We start from the raw sequence: 17,034 nt of genomic DNA on the forward strand, positions 1-17,034 counted from the left end.
TAATCAGGGTTTCCCTCGGTAGAGCGCGGTCATGTATGCTACGGCGCTTCCTGTAACTCCACTTCCAGCTCGGCTGGGCATCGAAAACGCCACTTTTGGCGTCATCAGCGTCCAGCGTTGCATTGAAGAGGATTAGGCCACCCCTATTCAGTTCAAAAGTAGCCATGCACGAACACTATCAGCCCCGCGAAATCGAAAATGCTGCCCAGTCGTTCTGGGACGAGCAAAAGTCCTTTGAAGTCAGTGAACAGCCAGGCAAGGAGACTTTCTACTGCCTGTCGATGTTCCCTTACCCCAGCGGCAAGCTACACATGGGGCACGTGCGCAACTACACCATTGGCGACGTGATCTCCCGCTATCAGCGCATGCAAGGCAAAAACGTCCTGCAACCCATGGGTTGGGACGCTTTCGGCATGCCGGCGGAAAACGCCGCAATGAAGAACAACGTAGCGCCCGCCAAGTGGACCTACGAAAACATCGCCTACATGAAATCCCAGCTGCGCAGCCTGGGCCTGGCGGTCGACTGGTCGCGCGAAGTCACCACCTGCAAGCCGGATTACTACCGTTGGGAACAATGGCTGTTCACTCGCCTGTTCGAAAAAGGCGTGATCTACCGTAAAAACGGCACCGTGAACTGGGACCCGGTCGACCAGACCGTTCTGGCCAACGAACAGGTGATCGACGGTCGCGGCTGGCGCTCCGGCGCGCTGATCGAAAAACGCGAAATCCCGATGTACTACTTCAAGATCACCGCTTACGCGGATGAACTGCTGGAGAGTCTCGACGACCTGCCGGGCTGGCCTGAGCAAGTCAAAACCATGCAGCGCAACTGGATTGGCAAATCCCGCGGCATGGAAGTGCAGTTCCCGTACAACGTCGACTCGATCGGCGAAACGGGCGCACTGAAAGTCTTCACCACCCGTCCGGATACCCTGATGGGCGCGACCTACGTTGCCGTGGCTGCCGAGCACCACCTGGCGACCCTGGCGGCGCAGAACAACCCTGAGCTGCAAGCGTTCATCGCAGAATGCAAAGGCGGCAGCGTGGCTGAAGCCGACGTTGCCACCCAGGAGAAAAAAGGCCTGCCGACCTCGTTGTTCGTCGAGCACCCGCTGACCGGCGAAAAACTGCCGGTGTGGGTCGCCAACTACGTGCTGATGCACTACGGCGATGGTGCGGTCATGGCGGTTCCGGCCCACGACGAGCGCGATTTCGAATTCGCCCACAAGTACAACCTGCCGGTTAAATCAGTAGTGCGCACCAGTTCCGGCGATAGCAACCCGACACCATGGCAAGACGCCTACGGCGAACACGGCACGCTGATCAACTCCGGCGAGTTCGACGGCCTGGACTTCGCGGGCGCGTTCGATGCCATCGAAGTGGCGCTGATCAAGAAAAGCCTCGGTGCCTCGCGCACCCAATTCCGCCTGCGCGACTGGGGCATCAGCCGCCAGCGTTACTGGGGCTGCCCGATCCCGATCATCCACTGCGATACCTGCGGTGACGTGCCGGTGCCGGAAGACCAACTGCCTGTCGTGCTGCCGGAAGACGTCGTACCCGATGGCGCCGGTTCGCCATTGGCGCGCATGCCCGAGTTCTACGAATGCACGTGCCCGAAATGTGGCGCACCTGCCAAGCGTGAAACCGACACCATGGACACTTTCGTCGAGTCGTCCTGGTACTACGCCCGCTACGCCTCGCCGCACTATCAAGGTGGCCTGGTAGAAAAATCCGCGGCCGACCACTGGCTGCCAGTGGATCAATACATCGGCGGTATCGAACACGCGATCCTGCACCTGCTCTACGCGCGCTTCTTCCACAAGCTGATGCGTGACGAAGGTCTGGTGAGCTCCAACGAACCGTTCAAGAACCTGCTGACCCAGGGCATGGTGATCGCCGAGACTTATTATCGTCGCGAAGCCAATGGTGCTTACACCTGGTTCAACCCTGCGGACGTGGTACTCGAGCGCGACAGCAAGGCCAAGGTCATTAGCGCCAAGTTGATCGCAGACGGCTTGCCGGTGGAAATCGGCGGGACCGAGAAGATGGCCAAGTCGAAGAACAACGGCGTCGATCCACAGTCGATGATCGATCAGTTCGGCGCAGACACTTGCCGCCTGTTCATGATGTTCGCCTCGCCACCCGACATGAGCGCGGAATGGTCCGACTCCGGCGTAGAAGGTTCGCACCGCTTCCTCAAGCGCGTCTGGCGTCTCGCTCAAGCGCACGTCACCCAGGGCCTTCCGGGCAAACTGGACGTCGCCACCTTGAACGACGAGCAGAAAGCCATTCGCCGTTCGATCCACCAGGCGATCAAACAGGCCAGCCACGACGTGGGCCAGAACCACAAATTCAACACCGCCATCGCCCAGGTGATGACGCTGATGAACGTGCTGGAAAAAGCCGCGCAAGGCACCGAACAGGACCGCGCGCTGATTCACGAAGGCCTGGAAACCGTGACCCTGCTCCTGGCCCCGATCACCCCGCACATCAGCCATGAACTGTGGCATCGACTGGGTCACGCCGATCCGGTGATCGATGCCGGCTGGCCGGTTCTGGACGACAGCGCGCTGGTTCAAGACAGCCTGCAACTGGTGATTCAGGTCAACGGCAAGCTGCGCGGCCAGATCGAAATGCCCGCCAGTGCCAGCCGCGAAGAAGTCGAAGCCGCCGCACGGGCCAATGAAAACGTGCTGCGCTTTGTCGACGGCCTGACTATTCGTAAAGTGATCGTAGTGCCCGGAAAACTGGTCAATATCGTCGCTAGCTAATTGGATCAGGCGCAAGGTCGTATACCTGGCGCCGAACAGAACCTTTCGGGTCGCACGCTCGGCCCACATGGTTTCAAGGGGAGCAACAAGATGATCAAACGCAATCTGCTAGTGATGGGGCTCGCTGTTTTGCTGAGCGCCTGCGGCTTCCAGCTGCGCGGTACCGGCACCACCGAACTGGCGATCAAGGAACTCGACCTGAGCGCGCGCAACTCGTATGGCGAAACCGTGACGCTGATGCGTCAGGTGCTTGAAAGCAGCGGCGTCAAAGTCTATGCCGGCGCACCTTACAAGCTGGTATTGACCAACGAACAGGAAAGCCAGCGTAGCCTCAGCTACTCCGGCGGTGGCCATTCGGCCGAGTATGAGCTGACCAACGTGCTGAACTATCAAATCGTGGGCCACAACAAGCTGTCCCTGCTCGACGACAAACTGCAAGTGCAGAAGGTCTTCATGCACGACGGCAGCAACATCACTGGCTCCGATCAGGAAGCCAACGAAGTGCGCAAGGAAATGCGTCGCGACCTGGTGCAACGCATGATGCTGCGCCTGCAACAGCTTACCCCGGCTCAGCTTGATCAGTTGCAACAGTCTGCCGATGACCGTGCCAAAGCGGAAGCCGACGCGCTGGAAGCAGCCCGTAAAGCTGAAGCGAACACTCCGCGTCAGTCACCTATGCAAGTGCCGACCGAGTAAGTCGTACGGGGCGCTCCGGCGCCCCGTTCGCCCTGTCTTATGAAACTAGCCCCCGCCCAGCTCGGCAAACACCTGCAAGGCGCCCTTGCGCCCGTCTACATCATCAGTGGCGATGACCCACTGCTGTGTCAGGAAGCCGCCGACGCCATCCGTTCTGCTGCCCGCCAGCAAGGTTTTGACGAGCGCCAGGTATTCAGCGCAGACGCCAGTTTCGACTGGGGTACGCTACTGCAAGCCGGCGCCAGCATGTCGTTGTTCGCCGAAAAGCGTCTGCTGGAGTTGCGCTTGCCGTCCGGCAAACCGGGCGACAAAGGTGCAGCAGCACTGATGGAGTACTGCTCGCGTCCGGCCGAAGACACTTTGCTGCTGATCAGCCTGCCAAAGCTCGACGGTAGCGCGCAGAAAACCAAGTGGGGCAAGGTGCTGGTCGAAGGCCCGCAGACCCAGTTCGTGCAGATCTGGCCGGTGGACACCAACCAGTTGCCGCAGTGGATTCGTCAACGCCTGTCCCAGGCTGGGCTTGCCGCCAGCCAGGACGCCGTCGAACTGATCGCCGCGCGAGTGGAAGGCAACCTGCTGGCGGCCGCTCAGGAAATCGAAAAGCTCAAGCTGATGGCCGAAGGTGGCCAGATCACGGTCGAAACGGTGCAAGCCGCGGTTGCCGACAGCGCGCGCTTCGATGTTTTCGGGCTGACCGATGCCATTCTTAACGGTGAAGCGGCGCATGCCTTACGCATGCTTGAAGGTTTACGCGGCGAAGGCGTCGAACCACCGGTAATTCTTTGGGCGCTGGCCCGAGAGCTTCGACTACTGGCCAACCTGTCGCTGCAATACAGCCAGGGTGTGCCGCTGGACAAGGCCTTCAGCCAGGCCCGACCGCCTGTCTGGGACAAACGTAAACCCCTGATGAGCAAAGCCCTGCAACGCCATTCGGCGCAGCGCTGGGCGCAACTGCTGCTCGATGCCCAGCGGATCGACGCACAAATCAAAGGCCAGGCGGCAGGCTCGCCGTGGATGAGCCTGAGCCGCTTGTCGCTGTTGATGGCCGGCCAGCGCCTGGCGTTGCCTGCCGAGTAAGTCTTTCGACCGCATCACGGCCATCGCGAGCAGGCTCGCTCCCACAGGAATAGCGTCAACTTTGTGGGAGCGAGCCTGCTCGCGATGACGGCTGAAAGGTCCTACGCATCACAGGGACTAGACAGAACCCCAACTTCGGCCGATGATTTGCCCCGCTAAAACCACTCAACGAGAGAACCGCCCATGAGCAAACACAAGCGGCCCAACAAGGCCAAATCCATTGTCGCCCAGCCATTGTTCCGCAGCCGTCAGGAACAACCCGGCAAGGGCAAAGGCAGCTACCGCCGCGAAGCCTTCCAGTCTAAAAGCTGGGAGGCTTCTTACTTTCTGGCGGCATGAAGTTTCAACATCACCTCGCTCCCCCTCGGCATGATAAGGTCTGCACCTGATTCGTTTTATCTGGACCTGTGCATGCCCCTTTGTCTTTCCCGTCGTTGGCACCTGCGCCAACTGATTGCTGCCTCCAGCCTTGTTTTGCTTGTCGCCTGCGCGGAAAAACCCACCGCTGCCGACGCGCAACCGCTTCAAACCGCCCCCGTTGCGACCGCCCCGGCCATCATTCCTCCGGTAGTGCCGACTGGCGACAATCTCGACATCCAGCCGACCCAGACCTTCGAGGAGTGGGAAGCCGGTTTTCGCAAGGATGCCCTCGCCGCCGGTATTCGCCCGGATGTGTTCGACCGCGCCTTTGCCGGTGTCACGCCGGACATGAGCGTGATCCGCGCCGACCGCAGCCAACCGGAGTTCACCCGCCCGGTGTGGGAATACCTCGATGGCGCGCTCTCCGCCGCGCGCGTGCGCAAAGGCCAGGCATTGCTCAGCCAGTACGCCGAGACCTTGACCTCCATCGAGCAGCGTTATGGTGTTGATCGCCAGGCACTCGTGGCGGTCTGGGGCATGGAAAGCAACTTCGGCAGTTTCCAGGGCGACAAATCGGTGATCCGTTCGCTGGCGACCCTGGCCTACGAAGGCCGGCGCCCAGACTTTGCTCACGCCCAATTGCTGGCCGCTCTACAGATTCTGCAACAGGGTGATATCACGCCCGAGAAGATGCTCGGCTCCTGGGCCGGCGCCATGGGCCAGACCCAGTTCATCCCGACCACCTACCTCACCCATGCGATCGACTTTGACGGCACCGGTCACCGCGATATCTGGGGCAGCCCGACCGATGCATTGGCATCCACCGCCCATTACCTGCAAAGCTCCGGCTGGCAGAAAGGCCAGCCTTGGGGCTTCGAAGTGCAACTGGCGAGTGGTTTCGACTATTCGCTGGCTGACGGTGCGATTCGCAAAAGCATCTCCGAGTGGATGCAAATGGGCATCAAGCTGCCCAATGGCGGTGTCGTTCCGCCCGGTTCCGAACAGCTGTCAGCCGCCCTGCTGCTGCCCGCCGGTTATCGTGGCCCGGCGTTCCTGATCCTCGACAACTTCCGCGCGGTCCTCAAGTACAACAACTCGTCGTCCTACGCATTGGCGGTGAACCTGTTGTCTGAACGCTTTAACGGAGCGGGCCTGATCAACGGCGAATGGCCGAAGGATGACCTGCCCCTGAGTCGCTCCGAGCGCATCGAACTGCAGAATTTGCTGAGCGCCAGCAACTACGATGCAGGGAACGCCGACGGCATCATCGGCGCCAACACCCGCAAGGCCATTCGCAGCGCCCAGCAGTCGTTCGGCTGGCCGGCAGATGGTTACCCGACGCACAAGTTGCTGGAAGGTTTGCGTAACCGCTAATCAGCCGTATGGCGGATGCCGCCTTCGCGAGCAGGCTCGCTCCCACAGGTGACCGAGTTTCTTCATGGAAATACGGTTGAATGTGGGAGCGAGCCTGCTCGCGAAGACTGACTATCTGGCGACCACAATCTAACGCCTGATCACCACATCCTGCTCCAGCCACAACTCCTTGCTCCCCGCATCCAGCCTCACCAACGCGCCCATGGGCAGCGTCAGGTTCGGGTCGCAATGGCCGCTGCGCCAACCGGCAAGCACCGGAATGCGCAATGGCTCGAAGGTTTGCTTGAGCAACTGCGCCAAGGCATCGCTGTCCACGCCTGCCACATCCCCGACCAACACCCCGCGCAGCTTATTCAGCTTGCCGGCCAGGCGCAGATGAGTCAGCAACCGGTCGATGCGATACAACGGCTCGTTGACGTCCTCGATGAACAGAATGATCCCGTCGGCATCGATTTCGAAAGGCGTGCCCAGGGTCGCGGCAATCATCGACAGATTACCGCCCAGCAAACGCCCACGAGCGATGCCTGGCTCAATCGTGCTCAACGGGTAGGCCACCGGGTGCGCCAACAGGCTCCCGGCGCTCATCTGGCCTCTGAGCAGGCTGAACAGCGAAGACTCGGTAGGTTGTTGCTTGTTCCCCAACAGGTCGGCGTTGAGCATCGGCCCGTGAAAGGTCACAAACCCCGCATAACGGCTGATGGCCAGATGCAGAGCCGTAATGTCGCTATAGCCGACAAACGGCTTGGCATTGCGCCGCAGCAACTCGAAGTCGATCCGGTCCAGCAGACGCGGGCTGCCATAGCCGCCGCGCAGGCAGAGAATCGCATCAATGGCGGTGTCGGCAAACGCCTCATGCAGATCCTTCAGTCGAATGTCGTCACTGCCGGCCAGGTAGCCGTCACTTTCCAGAACGCCCGGAAAAATTCGCAGCGAATACCCGCGTGCACGCATCCATTGAAGGGCCCTTTCGGTATCCAGAGCTGCGGGACCCGCCGGCGCAATGACGCCGATCAGCCCTTCAGCGGGTAACGCCGGGACTGGAGCATGCTCAGAAATAATGAGGGTCGAGCGAGTGGTCATCCGTGATTCTCCCTGTGTGAATGCTTCAGCACACAGTAGTCAGGAACGGGGACAAACAGAAGAGGTTCAGTCGTCCCACAGGGTGCAGGAAAAAACCGAGTGTGACGTGGTACCGAGTCAACCCTTGAACAAAAATGCCCGCAAGGCATACGCCTTGCGGGCATCGTGGATCAGGACGACATCAACTCGGCCTTGACCAGTTTCGCCTGCTCGTCGGCGTGGTACGAGGAACGTACCAGCGGGCCGGAAGCGACGTTCTTGAAGCCCATCTTGTAACCTTCCTCGGCGAACCAGGCGAAGGTGTCCGGGTGCACGAAACGCTGCACCGGCAAGTGGCTGCGGGACGGTTGCAGGTACTGGCCCAGGGTCAGCATGTCGATGTCGTGTTCGCGCATGCGCTTCATGACTTCGATGACTTCTTCGTCGGTTTCGCCCAGACCCAGCATCAGGCCGGACTTGGTCGGAATGTGCGGCATCATCTGCTTGAACTTCTGCAGCAGGGTCAGCGACCACTGATAGTCCGAACCAGGACGCGCAGCCTTGTACAGGCGCGGTACGGTTTCCAGGTTGTGGTTGAACACATCAGGCGGCTCGGCGGCGGTGATAGCCAGTGCAACGTCCATCCGGCCACGGTAGTCCGGGACCAGGGTCTCGAGCTGCACGTTCGGCGACAGTTTGCGGATTTCGCGGATGCAGTCGGCGAAGTGCTGGGCACCGCCGTCACGCAGGTCATCGCGGTCTACCGAGGTGATCACCACGTACTTCAGTTTCAGGTCAGCGATGGCGATGGCCAGACTTTCCGGTTCGTTGACGTCCAGTGGCTTCGGACGACCGTGGCCAACGTCGCAGAACGGGCAGCGACGGGTACAGATGTCGCCCATGATCATGAAGGTTGCGGTGCCACCGGAGAAGCATTCGCCGAGGTTCGGGCAGGAAGCTTCTTCGCAGACGCTGTGCAGCTTGTGTTTACGCAGCAGGGCCTTGATACGGTCGACTTCCGGGGAAACCGGGATGCGCACGCGAATCCAGTCAGGCTTTTTCGGCAATTCGGTGGTCGGAATGATCTTCACCGGGATACGCGCAACCTTTTCGGCGCCGCGCAGCTTTACGCCAGCTTCCACTTTGGCACGCGGGGCCGGGCGCTCGGTAACATCCAGCGTCGGGATCATGGTTTGCACAGCGTCTTGCGCAGTAGTCATATCAGTCGATTCCGCCCGTTAGGGTCGTCTGCTCAGCATAGTCGAGGTGTTTGACGAGCTGCGCACGCAGCCGGGCACTTACCTCGGCAAATTCAATCGGTCCGGTGTGATCGCGCAGCTGGGTCATGGCCAGCCCGGCGTATCCACAGGGGTTAATCCGGCGAAACGGCTCCAGGTCCATATCCACGTTCAAGGCCAGGCCATGAAAGGAGCAACCGTGGCGGATCCGCAGACCCAGAGAAGCAATTTTTGCACCGTTGACGTAGACGCCCGGCGCATCGGCCTTGGCCACAGCGGTGACGCCGTAGCTGGCCAGCAGCTCGATCAGGCACTGCTCCATCCGGCTGACCAGGTCGCGCACACCGAAACCCAGCTTGCGCACATCCAGCAGCAGATAAGCCACCAACTGACCCGGGCCGTGGTATGTCACTTGACCGCCACGGTCGACCTGCACCACCGGAATATCGCCGGGAAGCAGCAGATGCTCAGCCTTGCCGGCCTGCCCCTGGGTAAAAACCGGTGGGTGCTCGACCAGCCAGATCTCGTCGGCGCGGTCGCTGCCGCGCTCGTTGGTAAACCGTTGCATGGCATGCCAGACCGGCTCGTAAGCCAGCTGGCCGAGCTCGCGAAAGCCCAGCGGTTCGGACATCACAGCACCATGTGCACGAAGCCTGTGGCCCGCAGTTCACTGTTGATGTTGTACAGCTGGTCCTGGTCGGTCGCGACGATGTGTAACTGAATCGTCGTGTACTTGCCATTGGTGCTTTGGCGTTCGTCCACACGGTCATGATTGATCGTCGCGTGCTTCTTGACGATTTCGATGATCTTGTCTTTGTTGCCCACACCGGTATCGCTGATCACCTTAACCGGGTAGTCAACGTTGGGGAATTCGATCTTGGGTGCCTTTACTTCGGTATCGGTCATGGCGTAACGGCCTCGTAAGCGTAAGCCGTGGCGACGGCATGGCCCCGCGCCGGATCAGCGCGTGGCCATGCAGGTGCACACTATCAGTTGAACAAGCCGTAGAAGAATAGACGGATGCTATCCCACATGCGGCGGAAGATACCACCTTGGTCGACCGCGTCCAGCGCGATCAGATCAGCGCTGTGCACGACCTTGTCGTCCAGTTTCACTTCGACTTTACCAATCACGTCGCCCTTGGCGATCGGCGCGACCAGTTGCGGGTTCATGGTCATGCTGGCAGCGAGCTTTTTCAGCTGGCCTTTTGGCAGGGTCATGGTCAGGTCTTCAGCCAGGCCGGCTTTGACCTGGTTGGTGGTGCCCTTCCAGACTGGAGCCTGAGCCAGCTCGGCGCCTTTCTGATAGAAGGTCTGGGTTTCGAAGAAGCGGAAACCATAGGTCAGCAGCTTCTGGGTTTCAGCAGCACGAGCGCTTTCGCTGTTGGTGCCGAATACCACGGCGATCAGGCGCATGCCATCACGTACCGCCGAGGACACCATGCAGTAGCCGGCTTCTTCGGTGTGACCGGTTTTCAGACCGTCAACGGTCTTGTCACGCCACAGCAGCAGGTTGCGGTTGGGTTGCTTGATGCCGTTCCAGAAGAACTCTTTCTGCGAGTAGATCGCATAGTGAGCCGGGTCTTCGTGGATGATTGCACGCGCCAGAATGGCCATGTCGTGAGCCGTGGAATAGTGCTCAGGGTTTGGCAGACCGGTCGGGTTCATGAAGTGACTGTTGTTCATGCCCAGGTCGGCAACAGTCTTGTTCATCAGGTCGGCGAATGCGTCTTCGCTGCCGGCGATGTGCTCGGAGAGCGCGACGCTGGCGTCGTTGCCCGACTGGATGATGATGCCGTGCAGCAGGTCGCTGACCGTGACCTGCGAGCCAACCTTGATGAACATCCGCGAACCGCCGGTGCGCCAGGCGTTTTCGCTGACGGTGACCGGATCGTTTTCGCCGATCTGGCCGCGACGGATTTCCAGGGTCGCAATGTAGGCCGTCATCAGCTTGGTCAGGCTGGCAGGTGGCAGACGCTGGTCACCGTTGTTTTCGACCAGCACGTTGCCGCTGCTGGCGTCCATGAGCACGTAGGCTTTAGCGGCCAGTTGCGGTGGCGATGGCATCATCTCGACCGCAAAAGCGGCGGGCGAGAGGAGCAGCGGGACTAGCAGGCACAGGCGTTTGGCAAAGGTGGTGATGTTCATCCGTCTCTCGAAATCGCTAATGGAAACTGCCCTTCGGGCAAAACTAATCAGACAACCCAGGTTCCGTATCGGAACCTCAGTATTGTCGCGTGTTCAGTTGCTTACTCTCTAACCCTTGCCGGGCTTTTATTGTTCGTCGAGCCAACAACTCAGGTTCACCCCAAACCGCAAGCGAACCTTGAATCAGAAATTGCTTATTCAGCCGTCACCAGGCTCGGCGAACCGAGATTGGCCAGGCGCACGCTGTTTTGCACTTGCGCGATTTCACCCTGCGAGCCGATTGGCCCCAGGCGAACCCGATGCAGTGTCTGTTGGTTGCGCACGATCGAGCTGATGAACACCGGAGCGCTCACCATCCCGCTCAACTTCGATCTCAGGAGTTCTGCAGCGTCCGGGTTGGCGAACGCGCCCACCTGCAGATACTGGCCAGAGGCTGTTACAGAAGCGTTTTTTTTTGCATCGATCTGCACCGGCACAACGGCCGCGGCATGTTGCTGCGGCGGTGGCGTCCATTGCTCGACGGTGCCGGCCGACGCGGTAATCACCGGTGCGCTATTTTGCGCGACTTGCGGCTCGTTGAGCATCAACGGTGCGGGTCGGCCTTTTGCCGCCCACCACTCTTGCGGGTCAATGCCTTCAACCTTGACCCGCGCGGTACCAATCTCGGCATACCCGAGTTTCTTGGCCGCGGCGTAGGACAAGTCGATGATGCGGTCCGAATAGAACGGCCCACGGTCGTTGACCCGCAGAATCACGCTCTTGTTGTTGTCCAGGTTGGTCACCCGAACGTAGCTGGGCAACGGCAGGGTCTTGTGCGCGGCACTCATGCCGTACAGGTCATACACTTCGCCGTTGGCGGTGTTCTGCCCGTGAAACTTGGTGCCGTACCAGGACGCCGTGCCCGAAGCGACATAACGCTTGGATTCGGCCAGCGGAAAGTAGGTCTTGCCCAGCACGGTATACGGGTTGGCCTTGTACGGACCGGTGTGCAGGGTCGGCGTAGCGTCGGGAATCCGCGAAATATCCACATCCCACCACGGCGCACCGTCTTTGTGGGCACGGTTGATATCCAGGCCTGGTGTCGCACGTACGGCGGTCGTGTATTTCTGTTGCGGTGCACGACTGGTCGAACAGCTGACCACGAGCAACGACAACGCGGCGAAAGCCACCAGCCTCAGGGGTTTGCGGATTGGCGATGCCAGCATTACTTGACGCCCCGTGCTTGGACCAGCATTTCAGACAACTGATGTACAGCCATGGCGTACATCACGCTGCGGTTATAACGCGTAATCGCGTAAAAATTCTTCAGGCCCATCCAGTATTCAGGGCCATTGTCACCTTCCAGCCTGAAAGCCGTGACCGGCATATCATCGCGCAGCGCATCATGACTCGACCAGCCCAACGCCCGCAACTCCCCGACGGTTTTCGTCGGTTCGATGCCGGTGGTCAAGCCGTCGTCGACCTGATCGCCGCGCACATCGGCCCGGCTGACCACCGGTTCGCCCGCTTCCCAGCCGTGACGCTTGAAATAGCTGGCAACGCTGCCGATGGCGTCGTCCGGGTTGGTCCAGATATTAATGTGGCCATCACCGTCGAAATCCACCGCATAGGCGCGAAAGCTGCTCGGCATGAACTGCGGCAAGCCCATGGCGCCGGCGTACGAGCCTTTAAGCGTCAGCGGGTCGACCTGCTCTTCGCGGGCCAGCAGCAAAAACTCGCGCAATTCCTTACGAAAGAATTCTGCACGTGGAGGGTAGTCGAAACTGAGGGTCGACAACGCGTCGATCACCCGATAATTGCCGGTATTTCGACCGAAAAACGTCTCAACACCTATGATCGAAACAATAACTTGCGCCGGCACGCCGTATTCCCGCTCGGCGCGGGCCAGCGCCGCTTCGTGCTGACGCCAGAAATCCACGCCCCGGGCGATCCGCGCATCGGTCAGGAACATCGGGCGATATTCCTTCCATTGCTTGACCCGCTCGGCCGGTCGGGAGATCGCGTCGAGAATCGATTGTTTGCGCTCGGCCTCGCGGAACACGCCCATCAGTTGTTCACCGGCAAAACCATAGTCGCGGGTCATTTCACCGACGAATTCGGCCACTTGGGGCGAGCCTTCATAATCGCCGGCCAGCGCTTCCTGCGCTGCACCAAGGATGCTTACCAGGCCGACCCACGGAGCGTATCGGGTCGCCCAGCCACGCATTACTTGCATTGAAATCTTCACCTTATTCAAACCTGTGCGATCCACTTACGATGGGTATGGATCGACATCAAAACCCCAAACGCTGACAGCAGTGTCACCAGCGAAGTTCCGCCGTAGCTAATGAACGGCAACGGCACCCCCACCACCGGCAACAGGCCACTGACCATACCGATGTTGACGAAAACATAAACAAAAAACGTCATGGTCAGGCTGCCGGCGAGCAATTTGCCGAACAGGGTCTGCGCCTGGGCGGTAATCACCAGCCCACGGCCAATCAACAGCAGGTAAATCAGCAGCAAGGCGCAAATGCCCACCAGACCGAACTCTTCGCCCATCACCGCAATGATGAAGTCGGTGTGGCTTTCCGGCAGGAAGTCCAGGTGCGACTGGGTGCCCAGCAGCCAGCCTTTGCCAAACACGCCGCCGGAACCGATGGCGGCCTTGGACTGAATGATGTTCCAGCCGGTGCCGAGCGGATCGCTCTCCGGGTCGAGGAAGGTCAGGATCCGCTGCTTCTGGTAGTCGTGCATGATGAAGAACCACATGCCGACCGCCACCGGCACGGCTGCCGCGACCACGCTGAGGATCCAGCGCCAGCGCAGGCCACCCATGAACAGCACGAAGGCACCGCCGGCCAGAATCAGCAGCGACGTGCCGAGGTCCGGCTGACGGACGATCAATATGAACGGCAACCCGATCAGGAACAGACTGACGGCAACGTGCTTGAGTTGCGGCGGCAAGGTGCGCTTGGACAGGTACCAGGCAATGGTTGCCGGCATCAGGATCTTCATGAATTCCGAGGGCTGGAAGCGAATCACCCCGGGAATGTTGATCCAGCGCGTGGCGCCCATGGCGTTGTGGCCCATCACGTCCACCACCACCAGCAAGATCACCCCGAGCACATAGCCCAGCGGCACCCAACGCGCCATGAAGCGCGGTTCGAACTGGGCGATGACGATCATCGACACCAGGCCGATCCCGAACGACGTCGCTTGTTTGGCCAGCAGGTCCCAGCTCTTGCCACTGGCCGAATACAGCACGAACAGGCTGCCGGCCGCGAGGATCAGCAGCAGGATCAGCAACGGGCCATCGATGTGCATGCGCTGCAACAGCGTCGCGCGGCGACGCATCACATCCTCACTGGAGAGGATGCGATCAAAATTACTCTTCACGGGCCGTAGCCTCCGCGCTGATAGGGCTGTCGTACTCGGGTTTGAGTCGGCCGTCCGGGCCCAGGAGCCAGGCATCCATGACTTGCCGCACCACGGGCGCCGCGACACCGGAGCCGGACTCACCGTTCTCGACCATCACCGCCACGGTGATTTTCGGGTTGTCGGCCGGCGCAAAGCCGACGAACAGGGCGTGGTCGCGGTGGCGTTCCTGAACCTTGGAGCGGTCGTACTTCTCGCCCTGTTTGATCGCGACCACCTGGGCGGTACCCGACTTGCCGGCAATCCGGTATTGCGAACCGATCGCCGCTTTACGTGCAGTGCCGCGGGCACCGTGCATCACTTGCTGCATGCCATGGTTGACCTTGGTCCAGTCCGACGTATCACGCAGCACGATGTCCGGCATCGGGTTCGGGTCTACCGGTTTCTCGCCCTCGATGGTTTTGGCCAGGTGCGGACGGTTCCACTTGCCCTTGTTGGCGACCAGCGCGGTGGCCTGGGCCAGTTGCAACGGGGTGGACTGCATGTAGCCCTGGCCGATCCCCAGAATCAGCGTTTCCCCCGGGAACCACGCCTGACGTCGGGTCGCGCGTTTCCATTCGCGAGACGGCATCAGCCCCGGCGATTCTTCGAACATGTCCAGCGAGACCTTCTGGCCGATACCGAACTTGCCCATGTACGCCGACAACCGATCGATCCCCAGCTTGTGCGCCAGGTCGTAGAAGTAGGTGTCGTTGGAACGCATGATCGCCGTGTCCAGATCCACATAGCCGTCGCCGGTGCGGTTCCAGTTACGGTATTTGTGATCGTAGTTGGGCAGCATGTAGTAACCCGGGTCGAAAACCCGGGTCGAGGCCGTCACGACGCCAGAGTCCAGCCCGGCAATTGCCACGGCCGGCTTGATGGTCGAACCCGGCGGGTACAGGCCGCGCAGCACGCGGTTGAACAGTGGCCGGTCGATCGAGTCACGCAACTCGGCGTAGGCCTTGAAGCTGATGCCGGTCACGAACAGGTTCGGGTCAAAACTCGGCTGACTGACCATTGCCAGCACTTCGCCGGTGTTCGGGTCCAGCGCCACCACCGCACCACGGCGCCCACCCAATGCGGCTTCGGCGGCTTCCTGCAGCTTGATGTCCAGGCTCAGGACGATGTCCTTGCCGGGGATCGGATCGGTACGCTTGAGCACCCGCAATACGCGGCCACGGGCGTTGGTCTCGACTTCTTCGTAACCGACCTGACCGTGCAATTCCGGCTCGTAGAAGCGCTCGATGCCGGTTTTGCCAATTTGATGGGTGCCGCTGTAACTCACCGGATCCAGAGACTTGAGCTCTTTCTCGTTGATCCGCCCCATGTAACCGACCGAATGCGCAAAGTGCGCGCCCTGCGGATAATGACGCACCAGTTGCGCAACCACTTCGACGCCCGGCAGGCGGAACTGATTCACCGCGATCCGGGCGATCTGCTCTTCTGTCAGCTCGAACAGGATCGGCACCGGCTCGAACGGTCGGCGCCCCTGCTTCATGCGTTTTTCGAAGACCGCCCGATCTTCAGGCGTCAGTTGCAGGACTTCAACGATCACATCGAGCACTTGCTTCCAGTCACCGGAGCGCTCGCGAGTCATGCTCAGACTGAAGCTGGGCCGGTTATCGGCCACCACCACGCCATTACGGTCATAGATCAACCCGCGAGTCGGCGGAATCGGCTGAACGTGAACGCGGTTGTTTTCCGACAGTGTCGAGTGGTACTCGTACTGAATCACTTGCAGGAAATACAGCCGCGCAATCAGCACGCCGATCAGCGTGACCACCGCAATTGCCCCGAACACGACCCGGCCGCGCACCAGACGGGCGTCTTTCTCGTGGTCCTTGATGCGGATCGGCTGAGACATGGGGGCGCTGAACTACTTGTGGTAAGGGTGCCCGGACAGCACTGTCCAGGCGCGATACAACTGTTCACCAATCAGAATCCGCACCAGCGGGTGCGGCAAGGTCAGTGGCGACAGCGACCAGCGCTGATCAGCCCGCGCACAGACTTCCGGCGCCAGCCCTTCGGGGCCGCCGACCATGAAATTCACCGTGCGCGAATCCAGCCGCCAGCGGTCCAGCTCGACCGCCAGTTGCTCGGTGCTCCAGGGTTTTCCGTGAACTTCGAGGGTGACGATGCGCTCGTTCGGCCCGACCTTGGCCAGCATGGCTTCGCCTTCCTGGCGAATGAAGCGCGCCACGTCAGCGTTCTTGCCACGGGTGTTGAGCGGTATTTCCACCAGTTCCAGCGCCAGCTCGGAAGGAAGACGCTTGGCATATTCATGCCAGCCTTCTTCCACCCACTTGGGCATGCGTGAACCGACGGCGATCAGACGCAGTCGCACAGCGAACCCTTATTGCTGGTCTTTGTTGAGCTTGGTGAAGTGCTCATGAGGGTTTTCCGGGCTGTGATGCGCGGCGCTGGCCGAACGGCTTTGCTCGGCACCGGCCCACAGGCGCTCCAGGTCATAGAACTGGCGAGCCGAGGCGGTCATCATGTGCACGATGACGTCGTCCATATCCAGCAGCACCCAGTCGCTGTCGCCCTTGCCTTCTTCACCCAGCGGCTTGACGCCCTGGGCCTTGACCGCCTCGCGGACCTTATCCAGCATCGCGCCGATCTGACGGTTGGAAGTACCGGTTGCGATGATCATGAAGTCAGTGATGCTCTGCTTATCACGAACGTCGATCACCTGAATGTCCTGGGCCTTGACGTCTTCCAGGGCCGCTACGGCAACCTTGACCAGCTCTTCGCCGGCAAGTACGACGCCGGTATGAGCTTCTACTGGCAGCGGGGCGCTCTTGAACGTGCCCTTGCGCTTTACTTTGCTTACGTCTTTGTCAGTCATATAAAACTCGTTTTGCTCGTATGTTCGGGCGCTTCGATACACGCGTTCACGTGCCTTGAAGCGCG

The 17,034-nt window shown here is 60.4% G+C and carries 16 protein-coding genes; 5 read left to right on the plus strand and 11 right to left on the minus strand.

The genetic code is table 11. The features are described 5' to 3' along the window. The first annotated feature begins 164 nt into the window (after positions 1-164). From leuS to FPT12_RS11525, 5 genes are all read left to right on the plus strand, one after another. The gene (gene leuS / locus FPT12_RS11505) at positions 165-2,771 is read left to right on the plus strand and encodes a leucine--tRNA ligase (RefSeq protein WP_145016363.1); all 2,607 of its coding nucleotides are present in this window, start codon (positions 165-167) and stop codon (positions 2,769-2,771) included. 90 nt (positions 2,772-2,861) lie between these two features. Continuing rightward, positions 2,862-3,467: an LPS assembly lipoprotein LptE gene (gene lptE, locus FPT12_RS11510; protein WP_145016364.1), complete on the plus strand. Its 606-nt coding sequence runs from the start codon at positions 2,862-2,864 to the stop codon at positions 3,465-3,467. A 39-nt stretch (positions 3,468-3,506) separates the two neighbouring features. Continuing rightward, positions 3,507-4,544, plus strand: coding sequence for a DNA polymerase III subunit delta (gene holA, locus FPT12_RS11515; RefSeq protein WP_145016365.1), 1,038 nt, complete (start codon positions 3,507-3,509; stop codon positions 4,542-4,544). Between the two features lie 183 nt (positions 4,545-4,727). Continuing rightward, the gene (arfA, locus tag FPT12_RS11520) at positions 4,728-4,883 is read left to right on the plus strand and encodes an alternative ribosome rescue factor ArfA (protein WP_019693801.1); all 156 of its coding nucleotides are present in this window, start codon (positions 4,728-4,730) and stop codon (positions 4,881-4,883) included. 72 nt (positions 4,884-4,955) lie between these two features. Further along, positions 4,956-6,278 carry a lytic murein transglycosylase gene (locus FPT12_RS11525; protein ID WP_145016366.1) on the plus strand — a complete coding sequence of 441 codons (1,323 nt, stop codon included), beginning with the start codon at positions 4,956-4,958 and terminating at the stop codon, positions 6,276-6,278. Between the two features lie 129 nt (positions 6,279-6,407). Here FPT12_RS11525 and FPT12_RS11530 read toward each other — a convergent pair whose 3' ends face one another. The 11 genes from FPT12_RS11530 to rsfS all read right to left on the minus strand — a co-directional run bounded on the left by FPT12_RS11530 (position 6,408) and on the right by rsfS (position 16,969). Continuing rightward, positions 6,408-7,358 (minus strand): LD-carboxypeptidase, encoded by a 951-nt coding sequence (locus tag FPT12_RS11530; protein WP_145016367.1) that lies wholly within the window; start codon positions 7,356-7,358, stop codon positions 6,408-6,410. Between the two features lie 170 nt (positions 7,359-7,528). After that, a complete protein-coding gene (gene lipA, locus FPT12_RS11535; protein ID WP_162491279.1) occupies positions 7,529-8,527 on the minus strand; it encodes a lipoyl synthase in 999 nt (332 codons plus the stop codon). Positions 8,528-8,558: 31 nt separating this feature from the next. Continuing rightward, on the minus strand, positions 8,559-9,206 hold the full coding sequence (lipB, locus tag FPT12_RS11540) for a lipoyl(octanoyl) transferase LipB (RefSeq protein ID WP_054594204.1): 648 nt from the start codon (positions 9,204-9,206) through the stop codon (positions 8,559-8,561). Continuing rightward, the gene (locus tag FPT12_RS11545) at positions 9,206-9,481 is read right to left on the minus strand and encodes a DUF493 domain-containing protein (RefSeq protein WP_003215438.1); all 276 of its coding nucleotides are present in this window, start codon (positions 9,479-9,481) and stop codon (positions 9,206-9,208) included. Before FPT12_RS11545 ends, lipB begins: the two co-directional genes overlap by 1 nt. Positions 9,482-9,564: 83 nt before the next feature. Beyond that, positions 9,565-10,722 carry a D-alanyl-D-alanine carboxypeptidase family protein gene (locus FPT12_RS11550; protein WP_145016368.1) on the minus strand — a complete coding sequence of 386 codons (1,158 nt, stop codon included), beginning with the start codon at positions 10,720-10,722 and terminating at the stop codon, positions 9,565-9,567. Between the two features lie 194 nt (positions 10,723-10,916). After that, positions 10,917-11,927 carry a septal ring lytic transglycosylase RlpA family protein gene (locus tag FPT12_RS11555; RefSeq protein ID WP_145016369.1) on the minus strand — a complete coding sequence of 337 codons (1,011 nt, stop codon included), beginning with the start codon at positions 11,925-11,927 and terminating at the stop codon, positions 10,917-10,919. Further along, positions 11,927-12,937 (minus strand): lytic murein transglycosylase B, encoded by a 1,011-nt coding sequence (mltB, locus tag FPT12_RS11560; RefSeq protein WP_054594207.1) that lies wholly within the window; start codon positions 12,935-12,937, stop codon positions 11,927-11,929. The genes FPT12_RS11555 and mltB overlap by 1 nt, the downstream gene beginning before the upstream one ends. A gap of 17 nt (positions 12,938-12,954) precedes the next feature. Further along, positions 12,955-14,058 carry a rod shape-determining protein RodA gene (rodA, locus tag FPT12_RS11565; RefSeq protein ID WP_178098724.1) on the minus strand — a complete coding sequence of 368 codons (1,104 nt, stop codon included), beginning with the start codon at positions 14,056-14,058 and terminating at the stop codon, positions 12,955-12,957. Between the two features lie 31 nt (positions 14,059-14,089). Then, the gene (mrdA, locus tag FPT12_RS11570; protein WP_145016371.1) at positions 14,090-15,985 is read right to left on the minus strand and encodes a penicillin-binding protein 2; all 1,896 of its coding nucleotides are present in this window, start codon (positions 15,983-15,985) and stop codon (positions 14,090-14,092) included. A 12-nt stretch (positions 15,986-15,997) separates the two neighbouring features. Beyond that, on the minus strand, positions 15,998-16,465 hold the full coding sequence (gene rlmH, locus FPT12_RS11575) for a 23S rRNA (pseudouridine(1915)-N(3))-methyltransferase RlmH (RefSeq protein WP_003185785.1): 468 nt from the start codon (positions 16,463-16,465) through the stop codon (positions 15,998-16,000). A 9-nt stretch (positions 16,466-16,474) separates the two neighbouring features. Then, positions 16,475-16,969, minus strand: a complete 495-nt coding sequence (gene rsfS, locus FPT12_RS11580; protein ID WP_145016372.1) for a ribosome silencing factor — start codon at positions 16,967-16,969, stop codon at positions 16,475-16,477. Positions 16,970-17,034 lie beyond the last annotated feature (65 nt).

It is taken from the genome of Pseudomonas sp. H3(2019) (genome assembly GCF_007713465.1).
Classification (GTDB): domain Bacteria; phylum Pseudomonadota; class Gammaproteobacteria; order Pseudomonadales; family Pseudomonadaceae; genus Aquipseudomonas.

What these genes read in the sequence shown, in the direction of transcription:
- leuS (WP_145016363.1), top strand. Translation starts at nt 165, where the DNA reads ATGCACGAACACTATCAGCCCCGCGAAATCGAAAATGCTGCCCAGTCG.
- lptE (WP_145016364.1), top strand. Translation starts at nt 2,862, where the DNA reads ATGATCAAACGCAATCTGCTAGTGATGGGGCTCGCTGTTTTGCTGAGC.
- holA (WP_145016365.1), top strand. Translation starts at nt 3,507, where the DNA reads ATGAAACTAGCCCCCGCCCAGCTCGGCAAACACCTGCAAGGCGCCCTT.
- arfA (WP_019693801.1), top strand. Translation starts at nt 4,728, where the DNA reads ATGAGCAAACACAAGCGGCCCAACAAGGCCAAATCCATTGTCGCCCAG.
- FPT12_RS11525 (WP_145016366.1), top strand. Translation starts at nt 4,956, where the DNA reads ATGCCCCTTTGTCTTTCCCGTCGTTGGCACCTGCGCCAACTGATTGCT.
- FPT12_RS11530 (WP_145016367.1), bottom strand. Translation starts at nt 7,358, where the DNA reads ATGACCACTCGCTCGACCCTCATTATTTCTGAGCATGCTCCAGTCCCG.
- lipA (WP_162491279.1), bottom strand. Translation starts at nt 8,527, where the DNA reads ATGATCCCGACGCTGGATGTTACCGAGCGCCCGGCCCCGCGTGCCAAA.
- lipB (WP_054594204.1), bottom strand. Translation starts at nt 9,206, where the DNA reads ATGTCCGAACCGCTGGGCTTTCGCGAGCTCGGCCAGCTGGCTTACGAG.
- FPT12_RS11545 (WP_003215438.1), bottom strand. Translation starts at nt 9,481, where the DNA reads ATGACCGATACCGAAGTAAAGGCACCCAAGATCGAATTCCCCAACGTT.
- FPT12_RS11550 (WP_145016368.1), bottom strand. Translation starts at nt 10,722, where the DNA reads ATGAACATCACCACCTTTGCCAAACGCCTGTGCCTGCTAGTCCCGCTG.
- FPT12_RS11555 (WP_145016369.1), bottom strand. Translation starts at nt 11,927, where the DNA reads ATGCTGGCATCGCCAATCCGCAAACCCCTGAGGCTGGTGGCTTTCGCC.
- mltB (WP_054594207.1), bottom strand. Translation starts at nt 12,937, where the DNA reads ATGCAAGTAATGCGTGGCTGGGCGACCCGATACGCTCCGTGGGTCGGC.
- rodA (WP_178098724.1), bottom strand. Translation starts at nt 14,058, where the DNA reads ATGCGTCGCCGCGCGACGCTGTTGCAGCGCATGCACATCGATGGCCCG.
- mrdA (WP_145016371.1), bottom strand. Translation starts at nt 15,985, where the DNA reads ATGTCTCAGCCGATCCGCATCAAGGACCACGAGAAAGACGCCCGTCTG.
- rsfS (WP_145016372.1), bottom strand. Translation starts at nt 16,969, where the DNA reads ATGACTGACAAAGACGTAAGCAAAGTAAAGCGCAAGGGCACGTTCAAG.